Annotated in this window: 14 protein-coding genes; 7 read left to right on the top strand and 7 right to left on the bottom strand. The window is 34.5% G+C overall.

Annotated elements, in window-relative coordinates; all coding sequences use genetic code 11:
- Positions 1 to 128 precede the first annotated feature (128 nt).
- Positions 129 to 332: a hypothetical protein gene (locus tag NU08_RS12545; protein ID WP_129747467.1), complete on the bottom strand. Its 204-nt coding sequence runs from the start codon at positions 330 to 332 to the stop codon at positions 129 to 131.
- 237 nt (positions 333 to 569) lie between these two features.
- On the opposite strand from NU08_RS12545, the gene NU08_RS12540 reads away from it, so the two are divergent.
- The 4 genes from NU08_RS12540 to NU08_RS12525 all read left to right on the top strand — a co-directional run bounded on the left by NU08_RS12540 (position 570) and on the right by NU08_RS12525 (position 3,651).
- Positions 570 to 1,187 (top strand): isochorismatase family cysteine hydrolase, encoded by a 618-nt coding sequence (locus NU08_RS12540; protein ID WP_129747465.1) that lies wholly within the window; start codon positions 570 to 572, stop codon positions 1,185 to 1,187.
- Between the two features lie 2 nt (positions 1,188 to 1,189).
- Complete coding sequence (locus NU08_RS12535) at positions 1,190 to 1,720, top strand: hypothetical protein (RefSeq protein WP_129747463.1); 531 nt, start codon at positions 1,190 to 1,192, stop codon at positions 1,718 to 1,720.
- Between the two features lie 116 nt (positions 1,721 to 1,836).
- Complete coding sequence (locus NU08_RS12530; RefSeq protein WP_129747461.1) at positions 1,837 to 3,267, top strand: FAD-dependent oxidoreductase; 1,431 nt, start codon at positions 1,837 to 1,839, stop codon at positions 3,265 to 3,267.
- A gap of 180 nt (positions 3,268 to 3,447) precedes the next feature.
- Complete coding sequence (locus tag NU08_RS12525; RefSeq protein ID WP_129747459.1) at positions 3,448 to 3,651, top strand: hypothetical protein; 204 nt, start codon at positions 3,448 to 3,450, stop codon at positions 3,649 to 3,651.
- Between the two features lie 41 nt (positions 3,652 to 3,692).
- Here NU08_RS12525 and NU08_RS12520 read toward each other — a convergent pair whose 3' ends face one another.
- From NU08_RS12520 to NU08_RS12495, 6 genes are all read right to left on the bottom strand, one after another.
- Entirely contained in the window at positions 3,693 to 3,941 is a 249-nt protein-coding gene (locus NU08_RS12520; RefSeq protein ID WP_111369468.1) for a hypothetical protein, read from the bottom strand.
- Between the two features lie 174 nt (positions 3,942 to 4,115).
- On the bottom strand, positions 4,116 to 5,135 hold the full coding sequence (locus NU08_RS12515) for a cytochrome-c peroxidase (RefSeq protein ID WP_129747457.1): 1,020 nt from the start codon (positions 5,133 to 5,135) through the stop codon (positions 4,116 to 4,118).
- A 356-nt stretch (positions 5,136 to 5,491) separates the two neighbouring features.
- Positions 5,492 to 6,358, bottom strand: coding sequence for an MbnP family protein (locus NU08_RS12510; protein ID WP_129747455.1), 867 nt, complete (start codon positions 6,356 to 6,358; stop codon positions 5,492 to 5,494).
- 50 nt (positions 6,359 to 6,408) lie between these two features.
- The gene (locus NU08_RS12505) at positions 6,409 to 8,388 is read right to left on the bottom strand and encodes a TonB-dependent receptor plug domain-containing protein (RefSeq protein ID WP_129747453.1); all 1,980 of its coding nucleotides are present in this window, start codon (positions 8,386 to 8,388) and stop codon (positions 6,409 to 6,411) included.
- Between the two features lie 4 nt (positions 8,389 to 8,392).
- The gene (locus NU08_RS12500; protein ID WP_129747451.1) at positions 8,393 to 9,316 is read right to left on the bottom strand and encodes a hypothetical protein; all 924 of its coding nucleotides are present in this window, start codon (positions 9,314 to 9,316) and stop codon (positions 8,393 to 8,395) included.
- 236 nt (positions 9,317 to 9,552) lie between these two features.
- Entirely contained in the window at positions 9,553 to 9,963 is a 411-nt protein-coding gene (locus tag NU08_RS12495; protein WP_242502545.1) for a hypothetical protein, read from the bottom strand.
- Between the two features lie 441 nt (positions 9,964 to 10,404).
- On the opposite strand from NU08_RS12495, the gene NU08_RS12490 reads away from it, so the two are divergent.
- From NU08_RS12490 to NU08_RS12480, 3 genes are all read left to right on the top strand, one after another.
- Complete coding sequence (locus NU08_RS12490) at positions 10,405 to 11,220, top strand: alpha/beta fold hydrolase (RefSeq protein WP_129747449.1); 816 nt, start codon at positions 10,405 to 10,407, stop codon at positions 11,218 to 11,220.
- 57 nt (positions 11,221 to 11,277) lie between these two features.
- A complete protein-coding gene (locus tag NU08_RS12485; RefSeq protein ID WP_129747447.1) occupies positions 11,278 to 11,595 on the top strand; it encodes a phosphoribosylpyrophosphate synthetase in 318 nt (105 codons plus the stop codon).
- A gap of 102 nt (positions 11,596 to 11,697) precedes the next feature.
- Positions 11,698 to 12,330, top strand: a complete 633-nt coding sequence (locus NU08_RS12480) for a hydrolase (protein WP_129747445.1) — start codon at positions 11,698 to 11,700, stop codon at positions 12,328 to 12,330.
- Positions 12,331 to 12,389 lie beyond the last annotated feature (59 nt).

The raw sequence follows: 12,389 nt of genomic DNA, 5'->3' as shown, positions 1-12,389 counted from the left end.
AATCTATAAAAATCATATCATATTTTTTACTACTTCTATTTTATCTCTTAAAAAAAGTATATCTAAACCTTTAAAATGATCTTTTCCAAAAAAAAAAAACGCCTCAAATAAATTCGAGGCGTCTGTGATTATTTTTTCTCTTCATTATTCAATTTATCATCGAATTTAGGTTCTTTGCCTTTGAACTTTTTGGTGTCAGCGTCAAAATTTTCATCATTGGTCAACACTTCATCATGTTCTTTATATTGATGTTTTCTCATATCATTTCGATGATCTCCCCCGCCTTGTTCTTTAGGGTTTAGGTTTTTCTGGGTTTGATTATTCTTTTCCATAATTTCTTCGTTTTTAAATGATTATTAAAATTAAGTCAAATACAATGGTCTTGGTTATAGAATCTTTTTTAAAAATTATAAAATGAAACGGCTTTGATCAATTCGCTTTATTTCGAAAATCCGTTAAATATCGCAGTTTTCATTTTGCCATATTTTGAGAAACATCAATAAAACTGTATCACAAAACAACTGGCATATTATTAGAATACAACAACTTAAATTAAAAACTTTAAAATTATGGGCTTGTATCAACTTCAAAAAACCGCACTTGTCATTATTGATCCATTTAATGATTTTCTTTCTGAAGGAGGAAAATTATTTCCTGTAACAAAAGAAACTGTTGAAGGAAATAAAGTGGTCAGCAACATCAAAAAACTATTGACAGCTGCGAGAGAAAAGAAAATTCAGGTGATTTATGCACCGCATCGCCATACGCAGATAAGAGATTATTTGAACTGGAAGTTTATGGCACCTTCACATTTAGGAAGCAAAAGCATTACTTTGTTTGAAAAAGGTTCTTGGGGAGCCGAATTTCATCCTGACCTTATTATGCAGGAAGGAGATCTTATGGCGCAAAATCATTGGACAGCCAGCGGTTTTGCCAACACCGATTTAGATTTTCTTTTGCGTCAGCACAATATTGACCAAATTGTTCTTGCTGGAATGAGAGCCAATACCTGTATCGATTCGACAGCTAGATTTGGTGTCGAATTGGGTTATCACGTCACTTTAATCAAAGACGGAATTGGTGCTTTTAATTGGGAAGAAATCAAAGCAACGGTGGAAACCAATTTTCCTAATTACGGGCATGTTCTTTCATCAACCGAAGAATTCATAAACAATATCAATTCTTAAAAATGGAATCTTTTACCGAAAGCACCACAACAGCCATTATCAATGCGCCTTTAGAAAGCATTAATTTGACAGAATGGCTTTTTACTTTAAAAGATAAAGAATATCAGGAATGTTCTGCTTCGCATATCGCTGCAGGAAGTTCAGTAACAGAAGATGGCCTAAGAACATCTATAAATGTGGAAGAGATTGCTGGAAATTTATTGATTCAGCATTATGTGGAAGATATTTCTAAAAGAGACCATTGTGCTGTTAATTCAGTTTCTGATTCTTTGTCTCCTCTCGGCCGCACCACTTTGATTATAAAATGGGAATTGAAAGTAAAAAAACGTTCTGATTCCTCATGCGAACTTTCTAATCATGTTGTGATTTCGCTCACCGAACATTTTCTTCAACTGCTTAATGAGGCTGGCGTTTCAGATTTAGAACCCGTTCGTATTAATATGAAAGATAATTTGGAGGCACATAATATAGAAGAGACACCGTTGTTTGCTGCAAACATTCAGAAAAAGGCTTTGTCTGGTGTTTGGAGGTAGATTAGCTAATCTAAAAAACAACACTGATTATCAATGAATTGACAATTATCAAACTTCAATATTGAAAATCAGTAGTTTAAACGTAACTTTGCAACCTCAATAAGTTACAACAAATTATGTGGATTATATGCCATGAATGCCAAGGACAGGGCAAAATAAATCGCGGACTCAGTAAAAAAGCACAACGCCGTTATCAAACGGAATTGGCTGCATATGAGCAATCGCCAAACTCAGAAAATGCACCGGTTCGTCCAAAAGCTCATCTGCATTTGTGCACAAATTGTTCAGGGTCAGGATTAGTTCAATCTGAAAAGTATCTTGAACCCGATCTCACAAAACCGCATATTGCCATTATTGGCGCTGGTATTGGTGGTGTTGCATTGGCCGTAGCTTGTTTACACCGAGGAATTCCTTTTACGATCTATGAAAGAGATTCTAATTTTGATGCCCGATCTCAAGGCTACGGACTTACTTTACAGCAGGCCAGCAAAGCCATGAAAGGATTAGGAATTACTGCTTTAGAAGGTGTAATTTCGACAAAGCACATCGTACACAATACCGAGGGGAAAATATTGGGCGAATGGGGAACCAGGAAATGGCTGGAAACCGCAATAAAATCACCTACAAAACGCACCAACATACATATCGCAAGACAATCCCTGCGATTGGCTCTTTTGGAACAGCTTGGAGGCAATAATAAAGTGCAATGGGGACATCAATTAGTAAATCTAAGAGAATCTGAAAATGGTGTTAAACTAGATTTTCAGACAAACGGCGATATAAAAACAGTAAAAGCCGATCTTGTTGTAGGTGCAGATGGCATTAGAAGCGTTGTTAGAAAATTAATAATTGGCGAAGAAACTACACCGCTCCGTTATTTAGATTGCATTGTAATATTAGGAATTTGTCCTTTAAATTCTCTAGAAGAACTTTCGAGTGATTTGCTAGATAGTGAAACAATATTCCAGACTGCCAACGGAAACGAACGTATTTACGTAATGCCTTATACGGTCGATTCTATAATGTGGCAATTAAGTTTCCCTATGTCTGAGGAAGAAGCTAAAGAACTAAGTGCAAAAGGACCGCAAGCCTTAAAAGAAGAAGCTCGCAGAAGAACACAATGGCACGCTCCTATTCCACAGATTTTGGAAGCAACACAGGAAAATCTAATTTCTGGATATCCTGTTTACGACCGCGAATTATTGAGTACAGCATTATTAGAAAAAAATCAGAATATTACTTTAATTGGCGATGCGGCACATCCCATGAGTCCGTTTAAAGGACAAGGTGCCAATCAAGCTTTATTGGATGCTTTAAAATTGGCCAGAAAAATTTCAAAAGGCTGTAACGCTAAGTCAAAATGGAAAGAAAGAGGATTGAGAGAATGCGTATTAAACGAATTTGAAGCTGAAATGCTCGAGCGCAGTGCCGCAAAAGTAAAAGGTTCTGCCGATGCTGCACAGTTCTTGCATTCTGAAATCATACTTCAAGAAGGCGATGAACCTAGAGGGAGATGCCTTACGAGGGACAGAAAGACGAAAGATTAAAGATAAAAAAAGCTAAACAAGATTTGTTTAGCTTTTTTTTATAGAGTTAGTTTTCAACCATATACATGTAAATTAAACAATAATTTAATATTATTTTATAACTGAATCACATCTCATCTTTTTAATTTTATAATCTCATTTACAATAATCTCATTTACAAACAATTAAAAAAATCACGTCATGAAAAATTTACAAATAAATTTCAGTCCAAACAATGAAACCTGTACAGACCGAACTTTGGTTTGTAATGGTGATAATAACGAATTAATATTTCGTAAAACTTATGTAGGAGATTGGGGAGATTGGGACGAGAAACCAGAAGATGCTTTGCAAGATAAGCCTCTTTATCTGGATCAAAATACAAGTTTTACAAGTGCAGTTTAAATCTGCCATATTAAGCACTACAATTGTACAGTTCTATCATTTTATGCTAGAACACTAATTGTATTGCTTAAATTTTCTTTGTTTATAAAATCTAAAATAAATTCTTTTACTTCATTGCTTGCCTCTGTTTTGGTTGCAAACGAATTAATGTAAAATTCATCGTCCTTATCGCTAATATGGATAATTTCTGTGTAGCCTTTGGTGATTAAACTGCCTTTCAGCTTAATTACGTTTACTTGCTGCTTCCCGTCAAGTTCTTTGCGAACCTGTAATTTTATAGCTCTTTCCATATTCAAATAATTTTAAATAATTAACTATCATTCAGTTACTAAATTTAAAACATTTAATCTATCGAAATCAGATTTTAACACTGTTCGCAACGTATTATTTATCAACATATTATAAACATTTTTCTTTTTTATAAAAGAAATTGCTAAATGCCAGTAAAATCAAGCGTTTCGAGATTAGTTACCAGTAAAATCTTTGTCGCTTAAGGTTTTCATGAACGCAATAAGGTTTTCTTTTTCTAGCTCGGTAAGCGGAATTCTATTACCATTATTTTTAAAAATAGGATCTAGATTCTCTGCTTCCAAAACACCACTATCAAAATAATCCAAAACCGATTTTAATGTGGCAAACTGTCCAAAACTTCCATAAGGCGCCGTATATTCAACATTACGCAAACTTGGAACTCTAAAACTCATAAAATCAGACGGAATTCCGGTAACTCTTGCTCGTCCTGCTTCATTAGAATCTGTATTTAACGGAAAACCAATATTTCTAAAACTTTGGTCTGTAAACAATTCTGTGCTATGACAACTAGCGCATTTCTGCTGAAATGTTGAATACCCTGCCGCTTCGCTTTCTGTAAACGATTGTCCTTCTTTTCGTTTTACTTTATCATATTTGCTGTTAGCAGAAATTAAAGTATATTCAAACTGAGCAATACTTTTATAAATCCTGTCGGCAGTAATTTCCTGATCGCCAAATGCTTTTTTAAATAAATTTTTATAAGAAGCATCATCTTTAATTTTTCCGATCACTTCCAGAATAGATGAATCCATTTCTTCATGGGTAATAATTGGCACTAAAGGCTGTGTTTCCAACTGCAGTCTGCTTCCATCCCAATTAAAGAACTTTAGAAACATCAAATTCTGAAGCGGTGGTGCATTTCTTAGTCCAACTCTGCCGTCAATTCCAATTGCTCGTGCATTATGATCTGCAAAAGCATTCGCTTGAATATGACAGCTTGAACACGAAATTGTATTGTCTGCACTAAATCTTTTGTCAGAGAAAAGTTTTTCGCCCAATTCAGCTCCATATTTTGTAGGCTTGTTCAAACTCACATAACTGTTTACTTCCGGAAAATCAGCCGGAATAGACAATGAAAGTTCAGGATTATCAAAATAAATTTCACCAGAATCACTACTGCTACAGGAAGTGAAAAAGATTACGATTATGATGAAGCTGATTATTTTTTTCATTATAATAAATTTTAAAATAGAGCCGTCTTTATTTTCAGACGGCTCTGAAATTTAATTTAAATCAATAGATTAAATTTAATCTGTATAAATCTGCTTTAATCCTTTTAAATCTGCGTGAAAAAATCTATATGCAAAAAGTATTTCACGCAGATTTTAAAAGATTTTAACAGATTAAATTAGATTTTATATGATTAAAGTTTTCTCAATAGCCCTAGTTTTAACTACGGGATTTTTGAAATGTACACAAACTAGGCTTTAGCCAAATTAACGCGTTTATGCTAAAGCCCTAATTTTGCTAGATTTATGCACCTCCATCTAAAGAGGGAGGCAATTAAATTTGTAAATCAAAGCTTAATTTAGTTTTCTACGCTAGTAACAGAAAACATTCCTGAGATATCATTTGTTCCATTTCCTCCCAAATTATCCACAAATTTTACCATTTGAGCAGCAGTATGAACATTTGGAGTTGCATTATCGCCCATTCCTGTTCCTGTTAATAATGTAATGGTATTGATTTTTCCGCTCAATAATTTATCAAAATCAGCTTTAATTTTAATTTTTGGAGCTTTGCTTCCTACTACTGCATTTGTTGTAAGACTTAATGTAATATCTCTATAAGCATTTACACCTTGAGTATAAGCACCTTCTTGTCCTGCTACAGTACTTCCAGTATGAATAGACATTACTTTGTTATCTACATCATAAAATCCTTCAATTTTAGTGAAACGGTATCCTGTTCCCCACTCCCACATCATTTTAGTATCATTGGCTCCAGCTGCTGCGTAGAATAAAGGAAATCTTGTTTGATCTAAAGTATTTTGCTCAGTTTTAATACCTAAACCAAATTTAATCTGCTTGTAAGTTGCAGATGGCACATTGCTCAAAATATAGTTTAATGATTCTGCTTTTGCTTGATCGATTACCGTTGCACCTTTATCCAAATCATTTACGTTATAAGGCACTTCGCTTCCGTCATCTTTTATAAGACGGATATTGCTAATTACATATTTTACCTCAGAGAAATGGTGAATTTGTCCTGCTGCAGAAGTATTTGTTGTTGCAGAAGCCGAAGCTGCATCTCCTAAAACAATTGTCTTGTCTTTGAAAGTATTGTTGAATTCCAATGTTAGGTTGTTTGCTGCGGGATTATCATCATCACTTGAACATGATACAAATGCTAAAGCGGCCGCTGATAATACAAGGTATTTTTTTAAAGTTTCCATTTTGTGATTTTAATTTATTGTGTTTAAATTTAATTTTTATGTTTTGCTGATTAGAAATTCAATTTTAAAGACGTGAAAATATTACGTCCCATCCTCGGGATATTTCCCCAGTCAGCATACGTGCTGTAATATTCGTTTAATAAGTTCTCTGCGCCAATCTGTATTGTGCTTCTTACCTTATTGATTTTAAAAGAATAATCGGCAGAAATATTCCAAATTGCATAAGCTGCGGTCAAATCTTCGCCATATTCAGGACTGTAATTAATCTGTTCGAAATCGCCATTTACAGAAGTCTGGATTCCGAAATTTCTATACATATAATGCAATGAAGTCAGATAACTTAACGGACGAATAAAAGGCAGATTTCCTCCTTTATTATCCATTCCGCGAGCATAAGTCAACGTTCCTTTCCAGTGCAGATGTTCCAAAATATCATAATTCACATTCGCAGACATATTCAAAAGTGTCGCATAATCTAAAGAAGTATAGCCTTTTACTCCAACTGACTGATAATTCATTGGACTTCCTAAGCTCAAGATTTTACCAATAATATAATTATCAATGTAGAAATAGTTGATTTTTCCCTGAATGCTTAATCTTTCGTTTTTAAAACCTGCACTTGCATTTCCTTCATACGAAATTTCATTTTTCAAATTCGGATCTCCGATATAATCATAACGGTCAAAACTATTGTAAATGTAATAACCGTAGCCTTCAGAAACAGAAGGCGCTCTATGGCCATAACCTGTTCCAACAGAAAAATTAAATTGATCTATATTTAACTGATAACTGGCATTTAAACTTGGTAGAAATCTCGTTTTTTCCTGAGGCGCTCCAGGATGAAAAATCCAGTTGAACTCTATATATTTAGAATAATTGTAATTTACTCCCAAAGAACCTCCTAAAATCACCGTGCTTTTCTCTGAAAGTTCCCAAGAATTATTCATGGAAAGTCCTGCAAAACGTGTCGTTACCCAAGGCCAGCTATACGCAAACATCGTTCTCTCGCTTCGATCTTGCGGATACATGCGCATTTCTGCAATGGACAAATTATCGTAGGCATTCAACTGAATTTCTGACGAATAGTTATTTCTTTTCAAATTGGCTTTAGAAACCAATCCGTAAGTCGTGCTCCAACCCGGCATATCCATGTGAACCAGATTTTCAGGACGTGTGGTATCATCCATATAATGCTCGATTGCATTAAAATATACTTTTGTATCCACCACTCTAACCAATCCTTCTTCAAACAATTTTTTATAAGAAGCTGACGTAATCAGCGCACGTGAAAGCCATAAATCCATTGGCAAAGCAGGATAACCTACATCTTTTGCCACATCAAAAATCGCATCTAATCGTAAAGAAGATAAATCGCTGGTTTTATATGCCAATCCTAATGAAGTATTGAATTTATTGTATTGCGAATGCTTTACTTCATCATTATTTCCGTCATAATAATTATCTGCAGTTCGGTATGAAATGCTTCCGTCCGCAACAAATTTAGTTCCCGAATAAGAGATATTTCCTAAATTGAAAAACTGCTTATTATTAAACTCAAATCCTGTCTGATACGCTCCATTCCATTTTTTTTGAAGACCAAACGGCGTACTTTTTCTTTTTAAATCGATACTTCCCGCAATGGTTGATCCGTGAAGACTTCCCTCCTGTCCCGATTTAATATCGATTGCTGAAAGATTGTTGCTTTCTACATAAGACGTAATTGGGTCCATTTTGTCGGTACAAGCACCAAACACGTGCATTCCGTCAATCGTAACCGTAGAACGTTCTGTGCTCATATTGTTTAATAACGGTTCCCAGGCATAAGCTCCTCGTTTAATAAAACTGATATTTTCTGATGATGACAAAAATTCATCAACAGAAACAGCCATTTTCATCTCGGTTTCAATTTTCTTTTTCGTCGCATTTTTTACTGTTACTTCTTCTAAGTTTTTGATGCTGTCGTGATGTGCATGCTGATTTTGAGCCATTACAGACATTCCCCAAAAAAGCAGCATTATAATATATTTCATGTTATTAGAATAAAGTATCAATATAGAGTTCACTTTTCACGCCTTCTACTCCGGGCGTATGATCAGTTGGAACTACGGTCCCTTTTACAATTAATCCGTTTTGATTCATCATAATTAAATTCAATGTCCAATTACCTGTCATCGTATAATTAACCACACCATGATATAAACCATCGTTTTCCTGCACCAAATCCTTATTATTTGGCGAAGAATGATTTCCCATAGAAGGTTCAGGCATTCTAGGATCTAACTTTAAAATATAACCCACAACTTTTGAATACGAAAATTGAGTTGGATCTGGAAAAGTTCCCGCAGGCGTTGTCGGTTTATTGTATTTGTAAACTCCAGCCACAAGCGGATTTTCTGAAACTGTTGGCTTTTGAGGAGAAACTAAAGCGATTACATATTGCTCTCCATCATTTCCTGCAAAAGCCGTCATGTTAAGATTCTTATTGGTTTGTTGTGCTACAGAAACATCTTTATTAATCTCATATTTTTGGTTATCAGCCGTAAAACTGATGTACAATTTCCAACTAGCCGTAGTTGAGCTTTCGCCAGTAAAAACAGAATATGCGCTGTAATATTTGTTAGCTGCATCATAAGCAACATTGTATTCATGAGGACAAGAACTTTTGCTTCCGTCGGCGTTACTCAAAATAGGAAGAAAAGTTACATCAGAAGAAGTCAGCACCTGATTGTTTTGCGTATTAATAATTTTTAAATGAAGCTCATTATATCCTTTATAAAATATTCCGTTTAAGGCGTCTATACTTATTTTATAGTTACCGCTAGTAAACGAAGTTGCTTCTTTAAATTCGTAGCTTTCAGGAACTTCAGAACCGGTTTCAGCTTCGTAATCTGTTTTATCAATTGTACAGGAAGTAATCGCTAACAATAGTGCGATTATCCAAAAATTAAAAGTTTTCATTTGATGATGTTATAGAAAAAGTTTAAAATCAGCCTTTTTGATATAATTTTTTGAATACCAAAAAGAGAATCAAAATGCTGTGAATGCGCCAAAAGAATGAAATAGTAAATGAAAAAAGAGTTTTTCTTTTCAATTACAAAAGAAGATCGGAATCAGTTTTAGAAAGAAAAAACAAATTATACGAAACCAATCCAAATTTAGAATTTGGAAGTGGGAATTTAAAAACTAAAAATGACCTACACTATATAGAGCGGAGGATGAAAAGTAAGATTAGAAGCCCCGATAGGTTTCTTTTCAAATAAAATTGAAGTATTTTCTTTTGATTCGATAACTGGAATTAAGCTAAAATTGATTTCAGCAGTATTTTGAACGTATACAAGCTCTAATTTATCTTTTAGACTGTCTTGCATTTTTCGTTCGTTATCTGAGTATTTTTTAATGCTTTTTTGAAGTTCACATCGGCCATTACAGCTGTTAAAGGCTTGCTTACGCTGCACACATATGGTTTTTGCGATTTCTTTCTGATTGATTTTAAAAGAAGCATAGACGAACAAGCTGCCAAAAGATGGCGACAGAATTAAAATAGAAAGCGCTATGATGATTACCCTTTTCAATTGCTTGTCCAATAGTTGCTGGCAAAAATACACACTATTCTTTATTTATTTTAATAATTCAACATTTTTTATTGGATAAGAAATATTCAATTGCATTCGTAAAAAAGCGAAGTCTTCATGAATTAACGAAATATCGCAAATAGAAAATCCTGTTTTCTTACTAATCGCTTTAAAATAAAGGCTTTGCAAATGAGGCACGCTAATTGGCTAAAATCTGGCATCATTTATAAATACAAAAATGTGAAATATGAAAATTAATCCAACATCCTTCTTTCTGCATGCCCCACCACGTACTAAACATAAAAAATTTCACTTCTTAATCTAGATTAACCAGTAGAACTTTCACTCTGTAATATATTTGCAGTGTAATCATAACAAAACAAAATAAAATACCACTTGTAAGTTTAAATTTTAAACCTATAAATCAATTTAAATTAAAAATATAAACAAATATTAATCTTAAAATCAAAAACCATGAGCACATTTACAGTAAAAGACGGAACAGAAATTTATTACAAAGATTGGGGAACAGGACAACCAATTGTTTTTCATCATGGATGGCCTTTATCAAGCGATGATTGGGACGCACAAATGATGTTTTTTGTTCAAAAAGGATACAGAGTTATTGCACACGACCGCCGCGGTCACGGACGTTCAAGCCAGACTTCTATAGGAAATAACATGGAAACTTACGCATCAGACATTGCTCAATTAGTTGAGGCTCTTGACTTAAAAGATGCCATTCACGTTGGTCACTCAACAGGAGGCGGTGAAGTAATTCGTTATGCAGCAAAATACGGAAAAGGACGTATCGCAAAAGCAGTAATCATTAGCGCAGTACCGCCAATTATGATTCAAAGCGAATCTAATCCAGAAGGCGTGCCTTTATCTGTTTTTGATGAAATCAGAAAAGGAACAGGTTTTACCAGATCACAATATTTTTATGATTTTCCTATTCCTTTTTATGGATGGAATCGCGAAGGCCAAACCGTTCAAGAAGGAATTAAGCAAAATTGGTGGCGCCAAGGAATGATGGGTTCTGTATTATCTCATTATGAAGGAATTAAAGCTTTCTCTGAGACCGATTTTACAGAAGATCTTAAGAGTTTGGATATTCCTGTTCTTGTATTGCACGGAGAAGATGACCAAATTGTTCCTTATCATCAAGCGCCAAAATCAGCTAAGCTGCTAAAAAACGGAAAACTGATTTCTTACCCAGGATTCCCTCACGGCATGCCTACTACTGAAGCTGAGACTATCAATAATGATATTTTAGCTTTTATAAAATAACTCCAAAAATACAACTGTCTGCAAAATTCTTTGCAGGCAGTTTAACCTCCCAAAATCATGAGTGCATTACAACAACCCTATTTTGAAACCGTTACAGAAGCCTTACAATGGTTGAATTTACAAGGTTTTACAGAAAACTTCAATCTTGATACAGATTGTCTTCGATGCAATACCAACACTATTAGAATGTCTCCAGAAGAATTCAAAATCGAATATTTATTTCGTTTTGAAGGCGATACCGATCCTGGCGATGAAGATATCGTATACGGCATAACCTCTGACATCTACAATGTAAAAGGTGTCCTAACCAGTGCTTTTGGAATTTATGCAGACTCTACTTCTGCCGAAATGATTAAAAAGCTTTCTACTCATTAATATTAAAATAATAGCGTATCTCAACAAAATAACGATATATCGCTAGTTCTCTCGGAATCTAAATACTCTATAACTAATTGTAACTCTAAAAAAATAAACATCATGAAACCATCATCTAACTTATTGACACCAGATAATCACGCCTTAGTACTAATCGATTTTGAAGGGCAAATGGCTTTCGCAACACACAATATTCCAGTAAGCGAATTACGTACAAATGTAGCTATCGTTTCTGGAGCATCAAAAATCTTTAATGTGGCAACAGTTGTAACTACAGTCGCAGAAGAAAGCTTCTCTGGCCCTGTTTTTCCTGAAGTTGAAGAATTTTATCCAATTGCTAATTCTGGATATATTGACAGAACTACAATGAATACTTGGGAAGACGAAAATGCCTATAAAGCTATTGTAGCAAAAAATAAAAAGAAAATTGTTCTTGCCGGATTATGGACAAGCGTTTGCATAGTTGGACCAGCATTATCGGCTATTGAGGAGGGTTACGAAGTTTACATTATTACAGATGCCTGTGGTGACGTAAGCAAAGAAGCTCACGAACGTGCTGTACAGAGAATGGTGCAAGCTGGTGCAATTCCTGTAACTTCTATCCAATATTTATTAGAACTTCAAAGAGACTGGGCACGCGAAGCTACTTATGGTCCTGTAACTTCTTTAATGAAAAAATATGGAGGTTCTTACGGAATAGGCATCCAATATGCACACACTATGTTGAAACACTAATCTAAAAGAGTTCATTTAAACCTATATACCTATCCGAGGCTCAACTCTAAATAATCGAA

The organism is Flavobacterium anhuiense, assembly GCF_004151235.1.
Classification (GTDB): domain Bacteria; phylum Bacteroidota; class Bacteroidia; order Flavobacteriales; family Flavobacteriaceae; genus Flavobacterium; species Flavobacterium anhuiense_A.
The sequence above is the reverse complement of the archived record's forward strand: the minus strand, read 5'-3'. Positions and strand labels throughout refer to the sequence as shown.